Source organism: Ruegeria sp. THAF33, assembly GCF_009363615.1.
Lineage (GTDB): Bacteria > Pseudomonadota > Alphaproteobacteria > Rhodobacterales > Rhodobacteraceae > Ruegeria.
In genome coordinates, this window is the sequence record NZ_CP045384.1 from 1,239,506 (window position 1) to 1,262,721 (window position 23,216).

General features: G+C 58.9%; 22 protein-coding genes and 1 pseudogene. 6 read left to right on the top strand and 17 right to left on the bottom strand.

Annotated elements, in window-relative coordinates; translation table 11 throughout:
• Positions 1-5 precede the first annotated feature (5 nt).
• The 7 genes from FIU92_RS06230 to FIU92_RS06260 all read right to left on the bottom strand — a co-directional run bounded on the left by FIU92_RS06230 (position 6) and on the right by FIU92_RS06260 (position 6,025).
• Positions 6-602: a YceI family protein gene (locus tag FIU92_RS06230; RefSeq protein ID WP_152457742.1), complete on the bottom strand. Its 597-nt coding sequence runs from the start codon at positions 600-602 to the stop codon at positions 6-8.
• Positions 599-1,813 carry a CynX/NimT family MFS transporter gene (locus tag FIU92_RS06235; protein ID WP_152457743.1) on the bottom strand — a complete coding sequence of 405 codons (1,215 nt, stop codon included), beginning with the start codon at positions 1,811-1,813 and terminating at the stop codon, positions 599-601. The genes FIU92_RS06230 and FIU92_RS06235 overlap by 4 nt, the downstream gene beginning before the upstream one ends.
• A 62-nt stretch (positions 1,814-1,875) precedes the next feature.
• The gene (locus tag FIU92_RS06240; protein WP_152457744.1) at positions 1,876-2,496 is read right to left on the bottom strand and encodes an ImuA family protein; all 621 of its coding nucleotides are present in this window, start codon (positions 2,494-2,496) and stop codon (positions 1,876-1,878) included.
• Positions 2,497-2,544: 48 nt separating this feature from the next.
• Entirely contained in the window at positions 2,545-3,126 is a 582-nt protein-coding gene (locus tag FIU92_RS06245) for a TIGR02281 family clan AA aspartic protease (RefSeq protein ID WP_152457745.1), read from the bottom strand.
• Between the two features lie 42 nt (positions 3,127-3,168).
• On the bottom strand, positions 3,169-3,786 hold the full coding sequence (locus FIU92_RS06250) for a MarC family protein (protein ID WP_152457746.1): 618 nt from the start codon (positions 3,784-3,786) through the stop codon (positions 3,169-3,171).
• Positions 3,787-3,788: 2 nt separating this feature from the next.
• Positions 3,789-4,178, bottom strand: coding sequence for an ACT domain-containing protein (locus FIU92_RS06255; protein WP_152457747.1), 390 nt, complete (start codon positions 4,176-4,178; stop codon positions 3,789-3,791).
• On the bottom strand, positions 4,175-6,025 hold the full coding sequence (locus FIU92_RS06260; RefSeq protein ID WP_152457748.1) for an ABC-F family ATP-binding cassette domain-containing protein: 1,851 nt from the start codon (positions 6,023-6,025) through the stop codon (positions 4,175-4,177). Before FIU92_RS06260 ends, FIU92_RS06255 begins: the two co-directional genes overlap by 4 nt.
• Positions 6,026-6,206: 181 nt before the next feature.
• On the opposite strand from FIU92_RS06260, the pseudogene FIU92_RS06265 reads away from it, so the two are divergent.
• Together FIU92_RS06265 and ndk are read left to right on the top strand one after the other, a co-directional pair.
• Positions 6,207-7,333, top strand: a pseudogene (locus FIU92_RS06265) (Bcr/CflA family efflux MFS transporter).
• Between the two features lie 114 nt (positions 7,334-7,447).
• The gene (gene ndk / locus FIU92_RS06270; protein ID WP_068334875.1) at positions 7,448-7,870 is read left to right on the top strand and encodes a nucleoside-diphosphate kinase; all 423 of its coding nucleotides are present in this window, start codon (positions 7,448-7,450) and stop codon (positions 7,868-7,870) included.
• A 53-nt stretch (positions 7,871-7,923) separates the two neighbouring features.
• Here ndk and FIU92_RS06275 read toward each other — a convergent pair whose 3' ends face one another.
• Positions 7,924-8,271 carry a TfoX/Sxy family protein gene (locus tag FIU92_RS06275; protein ID WP_152457749.1) on the bottom strand — a complete coding sequence of 116 codons (348 nt, stop codon included), beginning with the start codon at positions 8,269-8,271 and terminating at the stop codon, positions 7,924-7,926.
• Between the two features lie 557 nt (positions 8,272-8,828).
• Between FIU92_RS06275 and FIU92_RS06280 the strand changes: the two genes are divergently transcribed.
• The 3 genes from FIU92_RS06280 to FIU92_RS06290 are packed head-to-tail and all read left to right on the top strand — an operon-like array spanning position 8,829 to position 11,320.
• Entirely contained in the window at positions 8,829-10,097 is a 1,269-nt protein-coding gene (locus FIU92_RS06280) for a CHAD domain-containing protein (protein ID WP_172978474.1), read from the top strand.
• Positions 10,098-10,100: 3 nt separating this feature from the next.
• Positions 10,101-10,856, top strand: coding sequence for a ParA family protein (locus FIU92_RS06285; protein WP_152457751.1), 756 nt, complete (start codon positions 10,101-10,103; stop codon positions 10,854-10,856).
• The gene (locus FIU92_RS06290) at positions 10,853-11,320 is read left to right on the top strand and encodes a CYTH domain-containing protein (protein WP_152457752.1); all 468 of its coding nucleotides are present in this window, start codon (positions 10,853-10,855) and stop codon (positions 11,318-11,320) included. The genes FIU92_RS06285 and FIU92_RS06290 overlap by 4 nt, the downstream gene beginning before the upstream one ends.
• Here FIU92_RS06290 and FIU92_RS06295 read toward each other — a convergent pair.
• From FIU92_RS06295 to FIU92_RS06315, 5 genes are all read right to left on the bottom strand, one after another.
• Positions 11,317-12,687 carry an ATP-binding protein gene (locus FIU92_RS06295; protein ID WP_152457753.1) on the bottom strand — a complete coding sequence of 457 codons (1,371 nt, stop codon included), beginning with the start codon at positions 12,685-12,687 and terminating at the stop codon, positions 11,317-11,319. The genes FIU92_RS06290 and FIU92_RS06295 overlap by 4 nt on opposite strands.
• A complete protein-coding gene (locus tag FIU92_RS06300; protein WP_152457754.1) occupies positions 12,680-13,360 on the bottom strand; it encodes a response regulator transcription factor in 681 nt (226 codons plus the stop codon). The genes FIU92_RS06295 and FIU92_RS06300 overlap by 8 nt, the downstream gene beginning before the upstream one ends.
• A 180-nt stretch (positions 13,361-13,540) precedes the next feature.
• A complete protein-coding gene (locus tag FIU92_RS06305) occupies positions 13,541-14,977 on the bottom strand; it encodes a DegQ family serine endoprotease (RefSeq protein WP_152457755.1) in 1,437 nt (478 codons plus the stop codon).
• Positions 14,978-15,727: 750 nt separating this feature from the next.
• Positions 15,728-16,327, bottom strand: a complete 600-nt coding sequence (locus FIU92_RS06310) for an NTP transferase domain-containing protein (RefSeq protein ID WP_152457756.1) — start codon at positions 16,325-16,327, stop codon at positions 15,728-15,730.
• Positions 16,328-16,358: 31 nt separating this feature from the next.
• The gene (locus FIU92_RS06315; RefSeq protein ID WP_152457757.1) at positions 16,359-18,776 is read right to left on the bottom strand and encodes an FAD-dependent oxidoreductase; all 2,418 of its coding nucleotides are present in this window, start codon (positions 18,774-18,776) and stop codon (positions 16,359-16,361) included.
• 13 nt (positions 18,777-18,789) lie between these two features.
• Here FIU92_RS06315 and FIU92_RS22735 point away from each other — a divergent pair, with 13 nt between their 5' ends.
• The gene (locus FIU92_RS22735; protein ID WP_172978475.1) at positions 18,790-19,143 is read left to right on the top strand and encodes a hypothetical protein; all 354 of its coding nucleotides are present in this window, start codon (positions 18,790-18,792) and stop codon (positions 19,141-19,143) included.
• A gap of 49 nt (positions 19,144-19,192) precedes the next feature.
• On the opposite strand, the gene FIU92_RS06320 is transcribed toward FIU92_RS22735, so the two are convergent.
• From FIU92_RS06320 to FIU92_RS22740, 4 genes are all read right to left on the bottom strand, one after another.
• Positions 19,193-20,500 (bottom strand): HlyC/CorC family transporter, encoded by a 1,308-nt coding sequence (locus FIU92_RS06320; RefSeq protein ID WP_152457758.1) that lies wholly within the window; start codon positions 20,498-20,500, stop codon positions 19,193-19,195.
• 63 nt (positions 20,501-20,563) lie between these two features.
• The gene (locus tag FIU92_RS06325; RefSeq protein WP_152457759.1) at positions 20,564-21,520 is read right to left on the bottom strand and encodes a site-specific tyrosine recombinase XerD; all 957 of its coding nucleotides are present in this window, start codon (positions 21,518-21,520) and stop codon (positions 20,564-20,566) included.
• Between the two features lie 2 nt (positions 21,521-21,522).
• Positions 21,523-23,037, bottom strand: a complete 1,515-nt coding sequence (locus FIU92_RS06330; RefSeq protein WP_152457760.1) for a hypothetical protein — start codon at positions 23,035-23,037, stop codon at positions 21,523-21,525.
• Entirely contained in the window at positions 23,027-23,176 is a 150-nt protein-coding gene (locus tag FIU92_RS22740; protein ID WP_171168466.1) for a hypothetical protein, read from the bottom strand. Before FIU92_RS22740 ends, FIU92_RS06330 begins: the two co-directional genes overlap by 11 nt.
• Between the last annotated feature and the right edge of the window lie 40 nt (positions 23,177-23,216).

The window sequence follows — 23,216 nt, forward strand, 5'->3', positions numbered from 1 at the left end:
GGCGATCAGGTCGCGCGTATGATCTCGGCGCGGATGTCCAGGCCGACAGTGTCGTCAACCAGGTCAGGATAGCCCGAAGCTCCGAAGTCGTGCCGGTTCAGGGCGCCCTTCAAGCCAATGGTCAGGCGGCTCAGATCGTTCACTGCACTTCCTGCCTGCCGGTACAGATTGGCCTCCAACGTGATCGGGCGGGTCACGCCGCGGACCGTCAGATTACCCGTGATCCGTGCGCCATCTGATATTCGCCCTTCCGCGCCTAGCTGTATGTCCGTTGACACAAACCGGATCGTTGGGTGCTGCTTCGCGTCCAAAACGCTGGGGCTGAGCATGGGCATACGTGCAAAGGGAAGCCGCGTTCTGGCTTTGCTGACGTCCAGTGTCACCGTGACCTGGCTGTTCTGTAGCCGACCTGTGTCAATCTGAACATCGGCGGTCCGGATCGGCATCGTCCCTGACTGTGCCACCCCCGCAAGATCAAACGTGAACCCGACCCGGGTGCCTTCATCCGACAGGATGTATGGCCGCAATGCGGCTTGTGCCGCCTGGGTCAGGGGCAGGGTTGCCAGCCCGGCTAGCAGGTTGCGACGGGTCAGAAGGATCATGCCATGACGCTTTCCCGTGTGGGGCGGGATCTTCTGAGCAGCATCAGAACGATCGCAATGTTCAGACCATTCCAAAAGATGCCATTCACGAACGCCAGTTGGTAGCTTCCGGTGAGGTCGTAGATCCATCCTGACATCCAGCCACCGAGTGCCATGCCAAGAATGGTCATCATCATGACGAACCCGACCCGCGAACCAGCTTCTTGCGGCGGCATGTATTCGCGGACAATCAACGCATAGCTGGGCACGATGCCGCCCTGTGCCAGACCAAAGAGCAGGCTGATGGCATAAAGCGACACCATTCCATCGTAGGGCAGGAACAGGAACAGGGCGATACATTGCAGGAGCGAACCGATCAAAAGCGTCAGGACCCCGCCAAGCCGATCTGCCAACAAACCCGAGATGATCCGGCTGACAACACCACCCAATAACATCAGTGACAGCATCTCGGCTCCGACCGCGGGCCCATATCCCAGCCCGACGCAATAGGAGACGATATGAACCTGTGGCATCGACATGGCGACGCAACAACCGATCCCGGCCAGGCCCAGAATATATTGCAGCGCGCGCGGTGACACACCGACACTTCGTGCATTGATTTGGGCGGATGCTGCGGCGGTGCTGTGTGCCTCGACCGGAACCCTGCGGCGTAGCAGCAGCGACAGGGGAATGACGACGACAAGCGTCAGCACGGCGAGCGTCAGATAGACCTGTTGCCACCCATCCCGCGCCAGAATTCCGGACAGCATGGTGGGCCAGATGGCGCCGGACAGGTAATTCCCACTGGCGACCAACGCGACGGCAATGCCGCGCCGTTTCATGAACCAATGTGAGATATCTGCGATCAGCGGGCCAAACCCAATCGATGTGCCCAGCCCCAGCAGGAGATGCGCCGCGGATAGCAACATTATGCTCGGTGCCAGCGTTGCCAGCACATAGCTCAGCGCACTCAAGACGGCTGCTCCGATCAGGGCGCTGGTGACGCCCAGCCGGTCCACCACCTGCCCCAGCCACATGTTGCCCAGGGCAAAACCGATCATCGCCAAAGTGTACGGCATCGAGGCTTCGGCACGACCGGCCCCGAATTCGGCTTCGACTGCGGGCATGACCACGATCACGGCCCACATGCCCACATTCGCCACTGTTGCAATGGCGAGCGTGATCAGAAGGCGAAGCCAGGAATAGCGGCTGTCATGGATCGGATGGCTCATGTGGTGACGCTAGGGCGCGGCCCGCGTTTTGACCAGTCACATCTTGCGTGATCCGTGTGGCTTTATGCCGGTGTGTCTTCGGTTTCGATCCGTTCCAGATGTAACCCGGCACGGGCGGCGGTCATGGTGGCCTGCCATGTGACCGGGGGCAGGGCACGGGCGCGGCGGCGTGTCAGAGCCCAGATCCGAGCCTCATCCCGATGGGTGGCCGCCATGTGCCAGCGCGTTTCAACCCCTTGCGCGCCGCCATCTCCGGGTGTCAGCAGCAAACCAAGCGGAGCCCGCCCCATCGCACCCCCCTGTTCGGCGGCCAGATGCATCCGGCGTATCGGCGTGAGCCCCGGTGCGCCGGGCAGGTCGCCGATGATCAGCGGAATGGCCCCGCTGCGCAGCGCCTCCTCCAGGCACCACAGCAGATCTTCGGCACGGGTGGGATGAACAAAAATGAACCGGGCCGGATCGGCAAAGGCCATCATCCCATCGGGGTTCAGCTGGCCGGGTTCCCAGGCGGGGGAAATCCACAAGACCGGCCCCTGCGTCTGACTGGCCAGCCACATGGCAAAGCTGCGCCGGGCGGGGCCGCATGCCTCGTGCACGCGGCCCAGTTCCAGGGTGATCTGCGGATGGAGCTTTACCCCCGGCGCCTGACGCGCAGTTTTGTGGCCAAGAAGTTGAGTGGACATGCCGGAATGCTAGCATGTTCCACTTTTGTTCTCAAGTGGTCAGGGCCGTCAACGAGACAGGATCAACTTGCCATTTGCAAATTGCACGCTCGAGAAACGATGCAGATATTCCATCCCCAAAAGCGATTTATCCAGCTCGCCCTCATTGACCCAGGCCGATACGTTCTGGTCGGTAATGGGGCCTGCGGTCAGGGTGTCAAGCCGCACCGGCGCCGTGCGCACCTCGCCGTTGGCGGTCAGGGCGCGGCCGAAATAGTTCAGTTGATCGGGATCGATGCCTACACGTTCTGCATCCCGGGCACTGAGAACGATCTGGCTGGCGCCGGTGTCGACAAGAAAGTTGATCGGCTCACCATTCACCAAAACCGGAAGGTAATAATGACCATCATAGGCACGAGGCACCTCGATCGCGTTGCCGGTGACGGTCATCTGCGGGGCAGGGCCAACCGAAGACCGGATGTCTTCCCACAGGCCGATGACGGCGATGACGCCAACAAAAATGAACACCCAGGCCATCACCTGCTGCAACGTCTTGTTCAGGGACTGGCGGTTTTGCGAAACGAACCAGAACGCGACGGCCAGCCCAAGCACGACCAGATAGACCAGTTGTCCGATATCGACGCTGTCCACAGGGTTCACCCCACTCAAGTTGCACGTCACATATATGGGGGTCTAAGACGCAAAACCAAAGGCCTTGAGGCCATCGAGAATGAACTGCACCGACAAGGCCGCAAGCAACATCCCCAGCAGCCGGGTCAACACGTTCAGCCCGGTCTTGCCCAAAACCCGCGCGACCGCGCCAGAGGTCAGATACATCACGAAGACCATTGCCAGCACAACCAGCATCACACCGATGACAATAGCAAGGCCCTGAATGCCCGGCTGCTGGCCCGCAAGCAGAATCATCGTTGCAATCGATCCGGGGCCTGCAATCAGCGGGATGCCCAGGGGAAAGACGGACGGGTCCGGGTGTTCCTCTTCCTCGGCGCTGCTTTCGCGTCGCTTGGTGCGGCGTTCAAACAGCATATCCAGCGCGGTCAGGAACAGCAGGACACCTCCTGCAACGCGGAATGCCTCCATCGAGATGCCGACAAACCCCAGAAGGGCTTCGCCAAAGGCGGCAAACAGGGCCAGGATGAAACCCGCCGTCAGGCAGGCCCGAATGGCAATGGACCGGCGCGTGTGCCAGTCCATACCCTGAGTCAGCGCCACGAAGATCGGCGTTTGCGCGGGCGGATCAAGGACCACGAAAAGCGTTGTGAACGCGGTAATCAGAAATGCACTGTCCATTGTTATCTGCTGCTCCGTTGCAGGTCTTGCAGGATACGCAGGGCATCCTGCGAACAACCCGATGGGACATAGACGTGATCGTGGTGATACCCCGCGACCATGTTCGCGGGAATGCCGGCCCGTGCCAGCGCGCTGGAAACGGCGGCGGTCAAACCAACACCTTCCAGCGAGGAATGAACCTGCAACGTGATGCACCGCATCGCGACGGCATCTTTCGGTGCCGCAGCGATCGGGACGACAAGAGACAGCCCTTCGGCCTCGGCGCAGCTGGCCCGCGTGCCCTGTGGCCAGGGTTTGTCTTCAGGCCATACGACAAAGGCAAATTCACCGGGCTGCAAGTCGGGATGCATACCCGCGATCATGGCGTTGGTGTCCGTGATGGGCGTGCTCATTCGGTTTCCGCCCGTTCAAGCCGTTCGGCGGCCGCGACCCACAATGCCTCGGCTTTTTGCATGGCCTCGGTGACTTCGGTGAACTTGCGGTTCCAGGTTTCCAGGTCGTTGATCCTGTCGTCCTCGTACAGCGCCGGATCGGCCAGTTTGGTCGAAAGCTTGTCATGCATTTCCGTCAGCTTTTCGATCCGGTCCTCGCATTTGCGCAGATCCGCACGCAAGGCCAGTATCGTCTCGCGCGGGGGGCGTTTCGATTTGACCGCCCGGGGCTTTTCCCTGACGGGTCTGTCGCGCGCCAGCAGCAGGGACCGATAGGCTTCAAGGTCGCCGTCGAAAGGTTTGACACTACCGTCCGAAACCAGCCAGAGTCGATCCGCGACAAGGCTCAGCAGGTGCATGTCGTGACTGACCAGAACCACCGCGCCGGAATAAGCCGTCAGCGCCTCGACCAGCGCCTCGCGGCTTTCGATGTCAAGGTGGTTGGTCGGCTCGTCAAGGATCAGCATATGGGGCGCGTCGATCGTGGCGAGCAGCAGTGAAAGCCGCGCTTTCTGTCCGCCCGACAGGCGCCCGACCTCGGTTTCCGCCTGATCCGCATTCAACCCGAACCCGGCCAGTCGCGATCGCCACTTGTCCGGCGCTTCGTCAGGGCGCAGACGGCGCAGGTGGTCCAGCGGCGTTTCGTCCACGTAAAGCTCATCCACCTGATGCTGCGCGAAATACCCGATGCGCAGCTTGTTGCTGCGGGTCATCTTGCCCGCCATGAGGGGCAGCCGGTCCGACAGCAGCTTGGACAAGGTCGACTTGCCCTGTCCGTTCTTGCCCAACAGCGCGATACGGTCATCCTGATCGATACGCAGGTTCAGGCGGCGCAACACTTCGGTTTCGCCATAGCCGGTGACGCCGCCTTCGATCTGGATGATCGGTGGCGACAGTTCCTCGGGTTCCGGAAAGCTGAAGGCGCGCAGGGCGGCCTCTTGCGGGGTCGAGACCAGTTGGATGCGTTCGATCATCTTCAGGCGCGACTGGGCCTGAACGGCCTTCGACGCCTTGTAGCGGAACCGATCAACAAAGCTTTGCAGATGTGCGATGCGGGCCTTGGCCTTGGCGTTTTCCGATTCCGCCTGTGCCAGCCGTTCCGCACGGCGTTCCGCGAACTTATCGTAGGGCACGGCGTAATAGGTCAGCTTGCGGTCTTCCAGATGCAGGATCGAACCCACGGCGCGGTTCAGAAGGCCGCGGTCGTGGCTGATGATGATCACAGTGTGCGGATATTTGGCCAAATAGCTTTCCAGCCACAGCGCGCCTTCGAGGTCCAGATAGTTGGTCGGTTCGTCCAGCAGCAGCAGATCGGGCTGAGAAAACAGCACCGCCGCCAGCGCAACGCGCATCCGCCAGCCGCCCGAGAAATCCGAACAGGGGCGCTGCTGGTCTTCGTCGTCAAAGCCCAACCCCTTGAGGATCGAAGCTGCGCGGGCCTCGGCGGACCAGGCGTCGATATCGGCTAAACGTGTCTGAATTTCAGCGATGCGTATCGGGTCTTGGGCGCTTTCGGCCTCGGCCATCAACGCACTGCGTTCGGTATCGGCGGCCAGAACCGTATTGATCAGCGAGACGTCAGAGGAGGGCACCTCTTGCGCCACGCCACCGATCCGAGCGCGTTTCGGGACCGAGATATTTCCCGATTCCAAAGCCAACTCGCCCCGGATCAGGCGGAACAGCGTGGTTTTTCCGGTTCCGTTCCGACCGACAAGGCCAACCTTGTGACCATCGGGAATCGTCGCGGTTGCGCCGTCAAACAACGGGCGACCTTCAACGGTATAAGTGATGTCTTCGATCCGTAACATGGGGCGCTCTTAGCAGAGCTGTGTTGCCACCGCCAGCGGCTCGGCATGTTCAATCTATAAGCAATGTGATAGCGCTGTGTCGTTTGCTATTCGGAACGGTTTTCACATGCGCGCGGCCCGGACACCTCCGCACTTGGTCACTCTGATTTTTGCCACGGCACTGTCGGTTTTGTCACTGAACATGTTCCTGCCGTCTTTGGCCCACATGAGTACGGATTTCGGTGTGGATTATGGCTTGGTTAACCTGTCGGTTGCCGGGTATCTGGCGGTCTCAGCCGTGTTGCAGCTGATCATGGGTCCGCTTTCCGATCGTTACGGGCGCAGACCGATACTTTTGATGTGCATCACCATCTTCGTCATCGCCTCAATCGGATGCTCTCTGGCCGAGGCCATTTGGACGTTCCTGGGCTTTCGTCTTTTGCAGGCCGCGGTGGTGGCTGGGTCAGTTCTTTCCAGCGCATCGATCAGAGATCGGTATCCGCCGAACGAGGCTGCAAGCAAACTGGGGTATGTGGCGATGGCCATGGCTTTGGCCCAATGCTTGGCCCTATGCTGGGTGGGACGCTCGACATGCTCTTTGGCTGGCGCTCGGGGTTTGTTCTTTACACTGTGCTGGGGGCAGGGCTGCTGGTTTTGCTTTGGTTCGACATGGGCGAGACCAATACAAACCGCTCTTCAACTTTTACAGCCCAATTGCGCGAGTATCCGGATCTGTTTCGCGCCCGCCGATTCTGGGGCTATGCCTTATGCGCATCGTTTTCGATTGGTGGGTTCTACAGCTTCATCACCGGCGCGCCATTGGTGGCTGCCGCGTGGTTTGATCTGAGCCCTGCCATGTTGGGACTTGGGATTGGTATCATAACAGGCGGGTTCATGGTCGGTAACTTCGTTACTGGTCGGATCGCGGTACGGACACGTCTGACCACAATGATCCTGATCGGCCGCGTTGTGGCTTCGACCGGGCCATTCTGCGGATTGCTTCTGTTCATCGCCGGGCAGGGGTCAGTCTGGGTATTCTTCGGTTCAGCCATCTGCGTTGGGTTCGGCAATGGACTGACCAATGCAAACGCTTCGGCAGGGGGCATGTCCGTGCGACCCAAACTGGCAGGCAGCGCGGCAGGGTTGTCCGGGGCGATGGTGGTCGGGCTTGGCGCGATCCTGACCTCGATGACGGGCGCGTTTGTCAGCCCTGAAAACGGGCCGTTTCTGGTTCTGGGCATGATGTGGGCCAGCAGTTTTGCAGGTTTGCTTGCAGTGCTTTACGTTCGGCGTCTGGACCGGGTAGACCCTTTGCCGGATACATTCTGAGCGCCAAAGCGGCAGGCAAACCATCATAACACTTTTCATGAGCGAAAGACCGTGGTACGCGGCGCGCGATGGATTTCGGCGCGGACCCGCGCCACATTGTAAGGAGAGGCCGACATGGCACTGGAACGTACATTCTCGATCATCAAACCCGACGCAACGCGCCGCAACCTGACTGGCAAGATCAACGCCAAGTTCGAAGAAGCCGGGCTGCGTATCGTTGCGCAGAAGCGCATCCACATGACCAAGGAACAAGCCGGCAAGTTCTACGAAGTACATGCCGAGCGTCCGTTCTATGATGAACTGTGCGAATTCATGTCGTCGGCTCCGGTCGTTGTTCAGGTTCTGGAAGGCGAAGGTGCCATTGCGAAGAACCGTGAAGTCATGGGTGCAACCAACCCGGCGGACGCAGCACCGGGCACCATCCGCGCGGAATTTGCTGAATCGGTTGGCGAAAACTCGGTCCATGGTTCGGATGCACCGGAAACAGCGGCTGTTGAGATCGCATATTTCTTCTCGGGCATCGAACTGGTCGGCTAAGCCGGTTTTTTGCCGAAAGATCGGGCCGCTCCGCCAGGAGCGGCCTTTTTTGTTCAGACCTGCTTTAGATCTTTGGGTGCAACGCGGACCCCGATGGCATCCAGATCGGCAACCATCCGGTTTTCCGGCGCGGCGCTGTTGCCGGCCTTGATCGCGTCGAAACGCTGTCGCAACTTCTTTTTCTCTTCACCCTTGCAATCATTCCAGGGGCGTCCCTGAAGCCCCATCACCAAAACATAGTAGCCGATGAAATGTGCTTTGGTACCAGCCCGCAAAAGCCGGGCATAGGCTTCATCCGGTCCCAGCTGTCGCAGTTCATCAGCCGAGTGGATGCCGGCGCGCGCGCAGGCCTGCTCGAAAGCCGGGCCAAGGTTGCGGATCGAAGAAACTGGATCGCTCATGAGCCTGTCTTAATTGCACCTCTGGGGTCTGTCACCCATGTTTGCGCGTTGGCGAAACATAATGTCTTGCTGTCTTCTGGTGTTTCCGCTCTCATGAAGTCATCCTGCCTCGGCGGTCCGGGTTTCAAAAGCCAACAGATACCAAAAGCGGGTCGGTCCAGGGCCAGACAAGCTGCTGACCAAGGTAAAAGCCGAATACGCTGAACGTGATGAAGGATCAGAACCGTCGAAGAAGGAACCAGCGTGCAGAAGATCGTTGAGACAAATGTCAATGAACACCTGAAAACGCCCCGGATTGGTGGATCATGACCGAATCTTCAGGTGTTCAGTGCATTCTGTCCCGATCCATTGACCAAGCACGTGTTGAAAAGCTCATTCCCGGGTTCACGATTAGGATCGGCCCACCAACGGAATCGAGATCTTTCGTGCTTTTGGATTGCCACGATCAATCGTTGCGGAATTCAGGGCGTATTCTGTTTGAGGTCGCAGAAACATTGTGGCTTTTCCAGAATGGCCGTGCGCCGCTGTCTCAACGCTGCAAGGGGCAGGGGCGTTTTGTGCAAGACCTGCCGAAGGGTCCGGTGAAAGCGGCTTTGAAGGGTTTCCCCAAACTGCGCGCGCTGATGCAGATCGGAACCGGAGAGATTCAGACGAAACCCCTGGCCGTATTGGATGAACTGGAGAAAACGCTGGTCAGGGGAACGGTCTGGTGCCTGTCTTCGCAGACGGGTCAGGCAGCAATCGTTCAGCTTCAGCGGCTGCGGGGGTATGAGACAGAATTTCAAAAGGTGAACACCGCGATTTCCGCCTTGTCCGGGGGCGGGCCGGGTGTCGAAGCGCTTTGTGCCGGACTTTTCCCGGGCATGGCCGCCTATCGCGCCAAGCCAGAGATCAAGTTGGGAAAAGCTGAGCCATCTATTCAGGTCGCGGCGGATATCATTCAGACATATCTGCAAGTTGCCCGGCAAAACGAAGATGGGGTGATAGCCGACATCGACACAGAGTTTCTGCATGATTACCGGGTGTCATTGCGAAAGGTCCGATCCGTGATCAGCCTGTTCAAAGGCGTATTTTCCGACGCGCAGACAGTGCAATTGAAGCGTGTCTTTTCCGATCTCATGGCCGCCACCGGGCGTATGCGTGATCTGGACGTCTACCTTCTGGAAAAAGATAAATACTTCAGCCTTGTACCGCCCAGTCTTCACACTGGCCTGCAAGAGATGTTCGACCTTTTCGAGAAGGAGCGCGCCAAGGAACTGTCACGCTTGTCCCGCCGGTTGCGCAGTGACGAATACAACGCCCGTATGTCCGATCTGACGGCGATGTTCAACGGAACAGACCGCCTGACGCCCGGATCAAACGCGAAACGGGCAGCACATGAATACGCGTGCGCATTGACCTGGAAACGGTATCGCAAGGTCTGCAAAATCGCACGCGGTATCACCGACGAAACTCCGGACGAAACCGTGCATGACCTTCGTATTGATTGCAAGAAACTGCGCTATCTGATGGAGATATTTGGGCCTCTGTTCGATGAAAAGAGCTTCAAGAAAATCATCAAGCCATTGAAAAAGCTACAGGACAATCTGGGCGTGTTCAACGACTGCGCTGTTCAGCAAAATTCCTTGCTGGCCTTTGTCGCGCAGCACAGCGACACGCGGGGCCATGTGGATGCGCGGATGGGCCTGGCCGTTGGGGGATTGATTGCGGTTCTGGATCAGCGCCAAAAGGCCGAGCGAAGCCGCGTGATTGCCAGCTTTCAGAAATTTGACGGGCCAGATACCCGGCGCCTGTTTCGGATCTTGTTTCACCGAAAAGAGGAGTGAGGAATGAAGATCATTGCCTGTTACAGCAACAAGGGCGGTGTCGGCAAAACCGCTACTTCGGTGAACCTGGCTTATTCCTATGCGCAGGCGGGGCAGCAGGTGCTGTTGTGTGATCTCGACCCCCAGGGCGCTTCAGGGTTCTACTTTCGGGTGAAGCCATCAAAAAAACTGAAGGATGCGCGGTTTTTCGAGGATGTGGGGCGGTTTATCAAGGCGATCCGGGCCAGTGATTTCGAAGGGCTGGACGTTCTGCCGGCGAACCTGACCTTCCGCGACTTCGACGTGTTCCTGTCGCGGATGCGAAACAAACGCTCGCGGCTGAAAAAAGCTTTGATGGCGGCGGGCAGCGATTATGACGTGATCATTCTGGATTGCCCGCCCAACTTTTCGACTTTGTCCGAAAATGTCTTCAAAGCTGCCGATGAAATCGTCGTGCCCGTCATGCCGACAACCCTGTCCGAGCGGAGTTTCGATCAGTTGGTAAGTTTTTTTGAACAACGCAAGCTGCGCAAGAAAAAGCTGCGCGCCTTTTTTTCGATGGTGCAACACCGGAAGGTTTTGCATCAGGAAACCATGAAGGCGATGCGCAAGCTGTATCCGAAACGTTTTTTGCAGGCGGTGGTTCCTTTCGCTGCTGATATTGAAAAGATGGGTCAGTATCGTGCCCCGGTCTGTACCTATGCCGGGCGCAGTGCGGCCTGTGCGTCTTACAGGGCGCTGTTTGAAGAGCTGGAAAACGGAGTGATTTCGAACCAATGAGCAAGGAAATCGAGCGCAAGTTTCTGGTTTCAAGCCTGCCGGACCTGAGCAAAGCGAAAAAAGCCGTCGTAAGGCAGGGTTATCTGACGGCCCCCGACGATTCCACCGAGCTTCGGCTGAGGCAAAAGAACGATGCGTATTTCCTGACCTTGAAAGGGGTTGGCGGCCTGGTCCGGGTAGAACGAGAGGCAGAGATCACCGCGGATCAGTTCGAAACCTTCTGGCCGGAAACCGAAGGGCGCAGGGTTGAAAAAGAGCGCTACACCGGCCATTTGCCGGATGGTTTGCTGTTCGAGCTGGACGTCTTTTCAGGCGATCTGGCGCCGCTGCGCCTGGTCGAGGTAGAGTTCACCTCGGAGGAGCAGGCCAAAGGATACGTGCCACCGGATTGGTTCGGTGCGGATGTCACCGCTGACACGCGTTACAAGAACAAAACCATGGCGATATACGGTGTTCCGGATTAACGCAGTTGTGCCAGATTGATCGTGGTTTCCAGCCCGGGGTCGCAGTTCCGGGCGGCAAATTTTCCGCCGTGCATATGTGAGATTGCGGCCACCAGAGCCAGGCCCAAACCCGCATTCCGCTCCGTCCGCGCGGGGTCAAGTGTCACGAAGGGAAGCTGAAGGCGACCCAGTTCTTCGGGCGGTACGCCGGGGCCACGATCCCTGACGCTCAGTTGGGTGAAACCGTCGCGAGTACCGATCGAGATCGTGATTGCAGTATGTTCCGGCGCGTAACGCATTGCGTTTTCCAACAGATTGGAAAGAGCTTGCGACAGAAGCGGCCGGTGCCCCTGAATGGCCGGGGCGGAACCCTTGACTTCAAGCTGCACGCCTTGATCGGCGGCGACCGGGTCATAAAGCTCGACAACATCACCAACAAGTTGCTGCAAATCGATGGTTTCGAATTGCTCGCGCCCCAGGCCGGCCTCGGCCCGAGAGATTTCGGTGAGCTGCCCCAGAACCCGCAGGACGTGATCGATTTCACCCGTCGCCCGCGCAATGTCGATCTCGCGATCCAAGTCGCTTTTGTCGGGTTCAGAGAGGGCCTCGACCCTTTGCCGCAGACGAGACAAAGGTGAGCGGAGATCATGTGCAATCGAATTAGATGTGGTCCGAAGGTTGCTTATCAACTCCTCGATCCGGTCAAGCATGTTGTTCAATGTGCCCGAAACCTGATCGAATTCGTCCCCGGTTCCTCGCAGCGGCATCCGTTTTGACAGGTCGCCTGAAACGATATTCTCGGCCGTACTGGCGATATCCGAAAGGCGTGAAAACACCAAACGCGTGAACAACCAGCCGGTGATGACGCTCAGAACCAAAGCAATCCCAAGCGCCAACGCAACCGAGCGAAACAAAACCCTGTCGAATTGCTGGCGCGACGCTGCATCCCGCCCGACCAGCAGGCGCTCGCCGCCCGGCAGGCGGATGGATGCAGCTGAAACCGGCACAAGCTGATCATTGTCGGCCCGGCGCAATTCCAAGTCTACCCAACCGCTTCCAGCGGCAATGTTCACCGGCCAGGACTTGAGATTGCCGACAAGTTTGACCCCCAACCTGTCTGTCAAAAGGTAAAGCGCGTCCCGCTCGGCGGCACTTGGCAAACGGCGCTCAATTGCAGTGATCAAACCTATCAGCCCACGCCTTTCGTATTCATCCGCAAGCCCTGTCAACTCGGCTGATACGACCGAGCGGGTTTCGGCCTCGATGCTTCGATTGGCGGTCACATAGACGATGGCGAGTACAGACGCCGTCAGAATCGTGCTCAGAAACATGCTGGTTGCAACCAGCCTTGTGCGGGAATTGTTCAGGGAAAGCCGAAGGTTATCCATCGGACATCATGTAACCCGCTCCGCGGACGGTTTCAATCAATGGCGCGTCACCGCCTTCATCCAATTGGCGCCGCAACTTCGAAATATGCACGTCCACGACGTTGGTGTTTGGGTCAAAATGATAATCCCAAACGCCTTCAAGCAACATGGTGCGCGACACCACGCGGTTTTTGCGGCGCAGGAAAAATTCGAGAATCTGAAACTCACGCGGTGTCAGGGTGATCTCGTGCCCGTCGCGTGTGACCTTGCGGGTCAGCAAATCCATCTGAAGGTCTTTGCAAGTCAATGTAGGCGTCTCTTCGGATTCCTGAGGGCGACGCAAAAGGGCTTCGATTCTGGCGTGCAACTCCTGAAACGAAAAAGGCTTGACCAGGTAGTCGTCAGCGCCCGAGCGCAGCCCTTTTACCCTTTCGTCCACGGCGCTCATCGCCGTCAGCATCAAAACCGGGGTTTTCAAACCGGCGGCCCGCATCGACTTGATCAGCGACAGCCCGTCCAGACCGGGCAGCATCCTGTCAAGAACAATGGCGTCAAACCCACCGTCCGTGGCATGGTACAACCCCTCACGACCGTCAGCAGCGGTTTCGACCACATACCCCTCTTCGCCAAAACCTTTGGCGATGAAGTCCCTGGTGTCAGCATCATCTTCGACGATCAACAGACGGCGGCTCATGGTCGGGATCCTTTCTTTTGATATTTAAACACAAATTTTAACTAAAGCATATGGTTAGAAGAAGTTCTTGCCGGGTGCTGGGCCGGCACCCGGCAAGCCCGGCGGATAGTGGACAACTCTGATCCGCCGGGTGAAGCGTGCGCCGAAAATCCCCATCAAGCGGCGCACGCATGTTCAAGGTCAGGCCAGTTCGACCGCGACAAAAATCTGGCTGCCGCCACGGTTGATCAGCACCAGGGCAGGATCGGTTTTTTCACTGTCCAGCGCAGCCTTCAAAGCATCCGGAGTGACAGTGTCCTGATTGCCGAGCTTGACGATCACATCGCCGCGTTGCAGGCCGGCCTTTGCCGCAGGGCTGTCGGGCTTCAGGTCGGTGACGACAACGCCCTCGACGGTTTCAGCAACACCATTTTCTGCCCGAACCGCTTCGGTCAGGGGGGCCACGGTCACACCCAGTGTTGTTCCCGCAACTTCCGCCTCGACCGGTTTGTCGGCCTCGGCCGATGCGGCCTGATGCTGGCCAACCGTCAAGGTCACAGTTTCCATCTTGCCGTCACGCAAAACGGTCAGAGTGCTGTCGGTGCCGACCTTGGTCGTGCCCACAAGGATGGGAAGGTCACCGCTGGACTCCACGGCATCGTCGTTGAAGCTCAGGATAACGTCTCCCTGCTTCAGGGCGCCGTCTGCTGGGCTGCCGGCAACCACGTCAGACACCAGCGCACCCGAGGAAGCCTCGATTCCCAACGCTGCCGCAAGTTGTGGGCTTACGTTCTGGATCGACACGCCCAGCCAACCGCGGCTCACCTGTCCGTCATCCCGCAGATCGGCCGCGATGTGTTCAACGATGTTCGACGTGACGGCAAATCCAAGCCCCACAGAACCACCGCTGGGCGAATAGATGGCCGAGTTCACACCGACCACTTCGCCATCCATGTTGAACAGGGGACCGCCCGAGTTGCCCTTGTTGATCGCTGCATCTGTCTGGATGAACTCGGCATAAGGGCCTTCCGAGATGTTGCGGCCTTTTGCCGAAACGATGCCCGTGGTCACGGTCGAACTGAGGCCGAAGGGGTTGCCGATGGCGACCACGTCTTCACCTACGCGGATCTCGTCACTGTCGCCAAGCTCCACGGCTTGCAGGTCAGTTCCTGCGTCGATTTTCAGAACCGCGATATCCGTCAACGGGTCCGTTCCGACCACTTCGGCTTCGAAGGTACGGTCATCGCTGAGCCTTACGGTCACGGTCGAGGCATTGTCGACGACATGGTGATTGGTGACAATGTATCCGGCTTCGTCCAGAACAAATCCCGAACCCAGGCCCTGAGACGGGCCGCGTTGCGGCATGTTGAACCCTTCGGGGCCGCCGAAGCGTTTGAAGAATTCACCAAAAGGGTGTCCTTCGAAGTCAAAGTTTTGCCCCTGGGTTGGGGTCGGCGCTGTATCTTGTTCAGCGATGATGGTTACGACCGAGGGTGAAACGGTCTCAACCAGATCGGCCAATGCCTCGTCCGCCATGGACGGTATAGCCGTCGTTGCCAGTAGGGCCGCGCCGAGCGCGCTGACACCCACCCAGTTGGAAGTGCGAGGAAGTAGAAGCGAGGATTTGCGGATGCTCATTTGTGTCTCCTGATTATCGTCGCGCAGTTGCGGCTGCGCGTTGAGACAACAGATGCATGCTCAGAATTGGCGTTTCCTGACTGATCAATTAATAAATCTTAATTTTGCCACAAAGCCGGTGTTGGGTTGCGGTCGACGTCGATCGGGATTCGCGGAATTTCACCGATCCGCACCAGAGCGAATCGGAGGATTGTTGCTAAAAATGGCGTCAAACTTTCAAAAATATTGAATTTGTTTTGTTTTGTTGACAATCATCCTTCCGAATGATGGAGAAAAAAGCTGCTCTTCCAATGGTTGTGGGTGGGTCTGTGTGAGGCATGGCTTGACACACTAAAAATCTTTTTGAGTGCGGATATCGGTGAATAAGTTTGCGCTTAATCACGAATCGCTACCTCTTCCGAATTTGAAGAGTCTCCTTTAAGTTGATCCTAGTCTCGCGCGATGTTGCGTAAAAGCCATTCGCAGAAGACCCAAATTAACCATTCCTTCCAATTTTACGTTGTTTCGAGCGATCGGATAAGTGAGGATGAAGATGCCCAAGTGAGGGGAGCCAAAAGCGCTAGGGGGCGCTGGCGGCTAACTCGATCACCAAAAGTGATAGCGGCGTGTTAACGAGGGGGTCTTGTTTAGGTTTGGCTGTTTGGGAGTCGGAGTGTTTCTGAAAGCACACTGGCCACACTTTGGAGATTGAGCAAAGTGGTAGTCCTGTTTTGGGCACCGGCCCGGTCGATAAGACCGGGCCGTGTTTGTTCAGGGGGCATGTTTTTTGCGCCAGGCCTTCCAGTCATCCAGGGTATCCAGATCCAAAAGTGCGTTTCGGCCGGGCAGCGGATGCAGATGAACAAAGTCTTTATGCTCCCGCACGATCTCTTGTGCACCGTCGTCCCCCTGCAACTGTGAAAGTTGACCAAAAAGGGATCTGTCAAACACCACCGGATGACCGGGCTTTCCATCCTCGGTTGTACCACGCCAGACCAGGTAGTCGGGATGGGTTAGTCGCGCTTTCAGGATTGTTGTCAGGTCAGCCTGAGTCAGATCGGGCAGATCGGCCAGCAAAACCATCGCGGCGGGAGCATCCGGCGGCAGTTTTTGGATTGCGGCGCGCAAACTGGCGTTCATGCCTTCTGCCGCATCCCGGACCGGAACGATCCGAACATCCATGCCATCAAGTGCGCCATATCTGGGATTTGGTTCAGGGGGCAGGGCGACAATCACAGGACCCACGGCGGAGGCTGTGCGTGCCGAGCGTGCGACCAACGGAATACCGTTGATCGGCTGCATCAATTTGTCGATGCCGCCCATGCGGCTGGATTGACCCGCCGCCAAAAGGATAATGGGTATTTCGGTCATTTCGGTACAATGCCGTGGGCCCGAGCGCGAGTCATCCCCTCATTCGGGCGCCATCTGCGTCAAACAAGGGTGTCGAGATGACCTTTGCCTTGCGGATCTGGCCCAGTATTTCGATCTTGACTTCAAGCCCTTCTGCTGCGCGTTCGGTTGGCAGAAAACCGATGGCGACGGACTTGCGGGCATAATGCGAATAACCGCCCGAGGTGCAGAAGCCCACGACAGTGCCATCCAGCCAGATCGGTTCATAGGCGTTCACGTCGGCGTCGTCTGCGTCGACCTCGAAGGCCACCAACCTGCGCGCGGGGCCTGTAGCACGTTCCGTCTCGGCGACAGTGCGCCCGATAAAATCGACGGTCTTGTCGAAGGCGACGAAGCGGTCGAGCCCGGTTTCGGCGGGGGTGTAGTCGGGTGAGAATTCGCGCATCCACGAGCCGAAGAACTTGTCGAGCCGCAGGCTCATCATCGCGCGCATGCCGAAGGGCACCATGCCGTGCGATTGGCCGGCCTGCCATAGGGTCCACCAAAGCTGGCGCTGCGCCATCGGATCGCAATAGATCTCGAACCCCAGGTCGCCGGTATAGCTGACCCGCTGCACGATGCAGTCGGTCATGCCAACGACCATGCGGCGCACGTCCATGAAGCGCATGCCGCTGATATCGGCGCGGGTGCAGGCGGCCAGAACCTCGCGGGCTTTGGGGCCTGCGATCTGGAAGCCGTTGCGGCGGTCAGAGATGTTTTCAACGGTTGCGCCGTCTTCCTGATGTTGCTGAAACCAGCGCATGTGGAAGTTCTGCGCACCATATGAGGCGGTGAGTTGGAATTCCTCCTCGCCCAGGCAGGACACGGTGAAATCGCCGATCAGCTTGCCCTTGGGCGACAGCATCGGGGTCAGCGACAGGCGGCCCGGGGCGGGGATGCGCCCGGCCAAGATCCGATCCAGCCAGTCGCGGGCGCGGGGGCCGGTGATAAGGTATTTGCCGAAATTGTGCACCTCGTTGATGCCCACGCCCTCGCGCACGGCGCGCGCCTCGCGGCCCGTTGCGGCGAAGGCGTCCGAGCGGCGGAAGGACGGGGTTTCATAGGTCGGTTCGCCCGCTTGCGCGAAATAGTTGGCGACCTCGAGCCCGTATTGCTGGCCCCAGACGGCGCCCAGATCGCTGAATATGTCATACATCGGCGTGGTGCGGTTGGGCCGCGCGGCGGGCAGTTCCTCGTTGGGGTAGGCGACAGAGAAACGCTTCTGATAGTTCTCGATCACCTTGGGGCGGGTGTATCCGGGGGTGATCCAGTCGCCAAACCGGGCCACGTCCATGGCAAAGACGTCGCGCTCGGGCTCGCCCTCGATCATCCATTGCGCTAGCGTCAGGCCGACGCCGCCGCCCTGGCTGAACCCGGCCATCACGCCGCAGGCCGACCAGTAGTTGCGCACGCCCGGCACCGGCCCGACCAGCGGGTTGCCGTCGGGGGCAAAGGTAAAGGGGCCGTGGATCACCGATTTCACACCGGCCTCGGCCAGAACCGGGAAACGGCGATAGGCGAACTCGATCGAGTCGGTGATCTTGTCGAAATCATCGGGCAGCAGCTCGTGCCCGAACTCCCAGGGCGTTCCGTCCACCGCCCAGGGCTTGCAGGGCTGTTCGTAGAACCCGATGCACAGGCCGCGCCCTTCTTGCCGCAAATAGCTTTCACCGGCCGGGTCCATGACATGCGGATGTTCGCCGCCCGCGTCGATGATCGCCTCGATCTGAGGGATGTTGTCGGTGACGAGGTATTGATGCTCCATCGGGTGCAGTGGGAAGTAGATGCCCGCCATCGCGCCCACCTCGCGCGCCCAGAGGCCGCCGGCGTTGACGATATGCTCGGCGTGGATGGTGCCCTTGTCGGTGACCACGTCCCATGTGCCGTCGGGGCGCTGGTTGGTCTCGCGCACCATGCAGTGGGTCTCGATCGTGGCTCCGCCCATGCGCGCGGCCTTGGCATAGGCGTGGGTCGTGCCCGAGGGGTCGAGGTGCCCGTCCAGCGGATCATAGAGCGCGCCGATGATGCCGTCGGTGTTTGTGATGGGGGCGATCTTCTTGATCTCGTCGGGGCCGACGATCTCGGTCTCCAGCCCCATGAAGCGATGCTTGGCGCGTTCGGCCAGCAGCATGTCGAACCGGTCCTGGTTGTCGGCCAGCGTAATGCCGCCCACATGGTGCAGCCCGCAAGACATGCCAGTGATCTCTTCCAACTCCTTGTACAGCCGGATGGTATAGCCTTGCAGCGCGGCCATGTTGGTGTCGCCGTTGAGCGTATGAAACCCACCCGCCGCGTGCCATGTCGATCCGCTGGTCAGTTCCGACCGCTCCAGCAACATCACGTCGGACCAACCCAGCTTGGTCAGGTGATAGAGCACCGAACAACCGACGACGCCGCCCCCGATGACGGCAACCTGACAGGTGGTTTTCACAGTGTTCCTCCCTATGATGTTGGAAAAAAACTGTCGAGCCGATGGGGATATTACTCGTCTGTTAGCGACAACAAGTGTCGCATGTCATCTATTGCGCCGGCTTTGGAATTGCACAGCCTTCTCGCTCAGCCAAAGCGCGTCGATACTTGTAACCGAGGGCAAACAAACAGGCAGCCTGCGCCTCGTTCAGCACGACATCGCCCGGTGGTTATTCGGCCTCGAAGGCCGCTTTTTCACTTTATTGCACGGCTGCAACAAAGTCGGTGTGATCAAACTGGCCCATCTCGCCCAGCTCCGTGCTTGGGCCGGACTTTGCGATGATCGGAATATCCGCGCCCGGTTCAGCGCAATTGGGTCGTTCGGTTGACGACAGGCGCTTGGGCAGCGCGCGGAACATTTCAGAAAAATCGCAGGCGCTACAGGGGGCGCACTTTCAGTCCGGTGATGCGGTTGCCTTCACGCGCCGTGACCTCGAACCGGAAACCGTGGAACGAAAACACCTGACCGACGTCAGGGATCATTTGGGCCTCGTGAATCACCAGACCGGCCAGCGTGTTCGCCTCGTCATCCGGCAGAGACCAGTCCAGTGCCCTGTTGGCATCCCGGATTGTCATGGAACCTTCAACCAGATACTGGCCATCTTCGGTGCGTGTTACCGGCACCTCTTCGTCTATGTCGAACTCATCGGCAATCTCGCCCACGATTTCTTCAAGAATATCTTCAAGCGTGATCAGGCCTCGCAGTGACCCATATTCATCCACAACCAATGCAAAATGGCTGTGCATCCGCAGGAATTCCCGCATCTGGTCGTCCAGCGTCGTGGTTTCGGGCACAAAGTAAGGATCGTTTGCCACCTTTCCGATGTCAAAGCTCGCCAAACGGTCGGTCTCGCCGTCGCTGCTGCCTGCCTGCGCATACATGGCGCGAAAGAGGTCCTTGGCGTGGACAACGCCCACGATGTTTTCCGGCTCGTCCCGGAACACAGGCAGACGGGTGTGGGGGCTTTGCAGACATTGTTTCAGGATCGCCTCGGGGGCGGCATTGGCGTCGATCATCTCGATATTCGATCGGTGCAGCATGATCTCTTCCACCGTTCGGTCGCCCAAATCCAGCGCACCCAAGATGCGGTCGCGGTCTTCCTTTTCGACCACGCCTTCGGAATGACCAAGTTGCAAGGCGCCGGCAATCTCTTCGCGTACAGCCAGAATGTTGCTGTCGGGATCGATCTGCACGCCGAACAGGCGCAACACACCGCGCACTAACAGCCGCACCGCGGCCACAATGGGTGAAAACACCGTCACGACGACGCTGATGATCGGCGCGACAGCTGCCGCGGCCTTTTCGGAATTGGTGATGGCGTAGGTCTTGGGCAGCACTTCGGCAAAGATCAGCACCAGCAAAGTCATGACCAGGGTCGCCAACGCCACGCCGCTTTCGCCGAACAAACGGGTGAACAAGGCCGTCGCCAGCGAGGCCGCCAGGATGTTGACAAGGTTGTTACCCAGAAGAACCGAGCCGATCAGGCGTTCATTGTCATCGGTGATTTCCAGCGCCTTTTTCGCGCCCCGTGATCCCTTGTCGGCCTGCGCCCGCAGTTTTCCGCGAGAAGAGGCTGTAAGCGCCGTTTCCGAACCCGAGAAAAAGCCGGACAAAACGAGCAACAAGAGGATCGCGCCTGACGTAAACCAGAATGCGCTGTCGATCAGAGAAGATGAGGGTTCCATTGGTCCTTGGTGGGTTAGGGTGACGCATCCGTTATGGGGATGCCGCGCTGCTGGATCAAGGGCTTAGCCCCGGTCTTCGTCAGGGTCTTTGCTCAGCGGGTGGTGTTGCAACACCAGTTCCGACAGCCGTTCATCCAGAACATGAGTATAAATCTCGGTCGTTGCAACGTCGGCATGACCCAACAAGGTCTGGATCGAACGCAGATCAGCGCCGTTGGCCAGCAGATGCGTGGCAAAGGCATGGCGCAGGGTATGCGGGGTGACTTTCTCGGGCGAAACGCCACCCTGAACGGCCAGTTCCTTGACCAGCAGAAAAAACCTGTGCCGTGTCAGGTGGCCGGACTTGCCGCGCGACGGAAACAGAAAACGAGACCTTTGACCGCCTTTCTCGACGGTCTGGTCTTCGGCTTCGTCCCGCGCGGTCAACCAGGCAGCCAAAGCATCCCGCGCCGGTGGGGACAGGGGCACCATGCGTTCCTTGCCGCCTTTGCCCATCACCAGCAACATACGCGGATCGCCACGGGCCGAGGAAACGGGCAGGGACACAAGTTCGGTCACACGCATCCCGGTGGCGTAGAGAACTTCCATCAAACAGGTATTGCGTACGCGATCAGCCTTGCTGCGCCCGGTTTGTCGGGCGGCTGCCAGAAGACGGTCGACTTCGGGCACGTCCAGCGTTTTGGGCAGTCGCTTCTGCCGCCCCGGACCTTTGATCTGGATGGCGGGGTTCGTCTCGCTCCAGCCTTCCTCGAACGCAAAGCGGTACAGCTGTTTTATCGCCGACAATCGCCGCGCGCGGGTGGAACGCGACAGGCCCTGTGCCTGGCAGTCGATCAGATAGGCCTTGATCTGATCACGATCTGCCTGATCGAATCCGGATCCCCTGTGCTGCAACCAGGATGCAAAATCTTTCAGATCGCGCCCATAGGCCAGCAACGTGTTTGTCGCCGCGCCAAGTTCCGCCGCCTGGGCCTGTAGAAAGGTCGAAATCCATAGCTCATTTGTCGCCGGAATAGCCATCTTCAGCGCTCTTGCAGGATCAACAGGCTCAGCGCAGCACGCCGCGCGGTGTCTTCCAGGCCCACGCGTCGGAAGGTTGCGATTGCTGCGGTCAGATCCACCAGATTGCCCCGTGCACCATGCGCAAACAGCTGCATGGCTTCCAGTATGGCTTCACCAAGCTGACCATTGTCCAGCAAGGCGTCAATGTCGTTGGGTACGGGCGCCGCCCATGCAAACCCCTGAGAAACCGCGTCGGCCAACGGAGAAGGAGAAACCGCCCGCCCCGGATCACCCTGCGCCAGCGCCGCAAGAAACAGGGTATCGATCGAGTTGTCCGGTGCTGATTGCTCAGCCTGTTCGTACAGGCCAGACAGCATCAGAATGCGCCAGCGCAGGTTTTCAGTCGCCGGCACCGAAACCTTCGACAGACGCTCGGCGAACAATTCGGCGAAGGGCACTTCAAGCCCGACGCTGCGCATCTGCTGCCAGACCGGTGGCAGCGTTTTTCCGATGGCTTCAGCGTTTCGCGTATCCAACGCGCTTTCAAATCGTTGGATGGCCGCGACCCGGTCCCAAACTGCGCCGGACGCTGCCGGGGACCTTTCGGTATAAAGTCCAAGCAATTGATTGGGCGTCAAGGCGCCAATGCGTGTAAGCCGTTCGGCGGCTTCGATCTGCGCTTTCCATCCGGCCACATCCCGAAGATCCGCATTGGCGAAAGCGCGTGGCAACGAGGCGGAAGGAAGCCGTTCTCCGATCGCTTCGAAAAGTCGGAAACTCAATGGATCCGGGTTTTCAGGCTGGGGCAGATAAGCCGCGCCTTCATAGAGTTCAGGGCTTAGAAAACGATCCAGAACCGCCAGCTCTTCCGGTGGCAGGATGTCCAGGGCATGCGCGGCCTCAAGCGTCAACGCGGCCGATGCCCAATCTCCGCGTCGGGCTTTGCAGAACACTTGCGCGGCGTAGTCCTTTGACAGATGCGGTTCGGCGATAAGGGCGGTGCAGCTGCGATCCTCATCACCGGTCAGCAGCGTTGCGTCAAACCAGCGCTGAAACCGATCCTGTGTATCGGTCGGCCCGGCCAGTTGAACCAGTGATTGCACGGGGTCAGCCGCGCCCAGTTGCATCAGTCGGTCCAGTCGCGCCAGCAGCATAATCTCTTGCGCATCAGGGCCCGCCGGTGCTCGGGTTTCCGACAGAAGCAATGTAAACAACAGGCGTTGCATGGCCGGGTTGTCGCGCACGGGCGTCTTCGCGATCAGCTCCGCCAGCCGGTTCGCATCGCTGCCTTGCCACAAATCCACGGGCAACCCAGTGACGGATGATGCGACCAGGCCCAAAGGTTGCGACAACGCTTCAAGCGGCGTGACCTCAATTTCGGGCAATCCGCCGTTCTGTGCCACCGGCGGTTCCAGCAATACGGTTCCGGGCAGGTTTTCCGGCGGATCCGCAAGCCACTCGATCGCGGATAACGGGGTCTGCGCATGTGCCGATCCCGCCAGAAAGACCGCCAACAGCGCCTGTTTAGTTGACATCCAATACGACCGGTTCGCGGATTTCACTTTGAGGCGCAGAAAAATCCGCGCCAAAGAATGGGCCAACATAGGCGTAGGCGACCAGCCCAATGAATACCAGGCAAAGAACATATATCAGGAATTTGATCAGTCGGCCCATGGCCCCACGCTGCCTCAATTTTTGATTTTGGCCAAGTTAT

What these genes read in the sequence shown, in the direction of transcription:
- FIU92_RS06230 (WP_152457742.1), bottom strand. Translation starts at nt 602, where the DNA reads ATGATCCTTCTGACCCGTCGCAACCTGCTAGCCGGGCTGGCAACCCTG.
- FIU92_RS06235 (WP_152457743.1), bottom strand. Translation starts at nt 1,813, where the DNA reads ATGAGCCATCCGATCCATGACAGCCGCTATTCCTGGCTTCGCCTTCTG.
- FIU92_RS06240 (WP_152457744.1), bottom strand. Translation starts at nt 2,496, where the DNA reads ATGTCCACTCAACTTCTTGGCCACAAAACTGCGCGTCAGGCGCCGGGG.
- FIU92_RS06250 (WP_152457746.1), bottom strand. Translation starts at nt 3,786, where the DNA reads ATGGACAGTGCATTTCTGATTACCGCGTTCACAACGCTTTTCGTGGTC.
- FIU92_RS06255 (WP_152457747.1), bottom strand. Translation starts at nt 4,178, where the DNA reads ATGAGCACGCCCATCACGGACACCAACGCCATGATCGCGGGTATGCAT.
- FIU92_RS06260 (WP_152457748.1), bottom strand. Translation starts at nt 6,025, where the DNA reads ATGTTACGGATCGAAGACATCACTTATACCGTTGAAGGTCGCCCGTTG.
- ndk (WP_068334875.1), top strand. Translation starts at nt 7,448, where the DNA reads ATGGCACTGGAACGTACATTCTCGATCATCAAACCCGACGCAACGCGC.
- FIU92_RS06275 (WP_152457749.1), bottom strand. Translation starts at nt 8,271, where the DNA reads ATGAGCGATCCAGTTTCTTCGATCCGCAACCTTGGCCCGGCTTTCGAG.
- FIU92_RS06285 (WP_152457751.1), top strand. Translation starts at nt 10,101, where the DNA reads ATGAAGATCATTGCCTGTTACAGCAACAAGGGCGGTGTCGGCAAAACC.
- FIU92_RS06290 (WP_152457752.1), top strand. Translation starts at nt 10,853, where the DNA reads ATGAGCAAGGAAATCGAGCGCAAGTTTCTGGTTTCAAGCCTGCCGGAC.
- FIU92_RS06295 (WP_152457753.1), bottom strand. Translation starts at nt 12,687, where the DNA reads ATGGATAACCTTCGGCTTTCCCTGAACAATTCCCGCACAAGGCTGGTT.
- FIU92_RS06300 (WP_152457754.1), bottom strand. Translation starts at nt 13,360, where the DNA reads ATGAGCCGCCGTCTGTTGATCGTCGAAGATGATGCTGACACCAGGGAC.
- FIU92_RS06305 (WP_152457755.1), bottom strand. Translation starts at nt 14,977, where the DNA reads ATGAGCATCCGCAAATCCTCGCTTCTACTTCCTCGCACTTCCAACTGG.
- FIU92_RS06310 (WP_152457756.1), bottom strand. Translation starts at nt 16,327, where the DNA reads ATGACCGAAATACCCATTATCCTTTTGGCGGCGGGTCAATCCAGCCGC.
- FIU92_RS22735 (WP_172978475.1), top strand. Translation starts at nt 18,790, where the DNA reads ATGATGTTGGAAAAAAACTGTCGAGCCGATGGGGATATTACTCGTCTG.
- FIU92_RS06320 (WP_152457758.1), bottom strand. Translation starts at nt 20,500, where the DNA reads ATGGAACCCTCATCTTCTCTGATCGACAGCGCATTCTGGTTTACGTCA.
- FIU92_RS06325 (WP_152457759.1), bottom strand. Translation starts at nt 21,520, where the DNA reads ATGGCTATTCCGGCGACAAATGAGCTATGGATTTCGACCTTTCTACAG.
- FIU92_RS06330 (WP_152457760.1), bottom strand. Translation starts at nt 23,037, where the DNA reads ATGTCAACTAAACAGGCGCTGTTGGCGGTCTTTCTGGCGGGATCGGCA.
- FIU92_RS22740 (WP_171168466.1), bottom strand. Translation starts at nt 23,176, where the DNA reads ATGGGCCGACTGATCAAATTCCTGATATATGTTCTTTGCCTGGTATTC.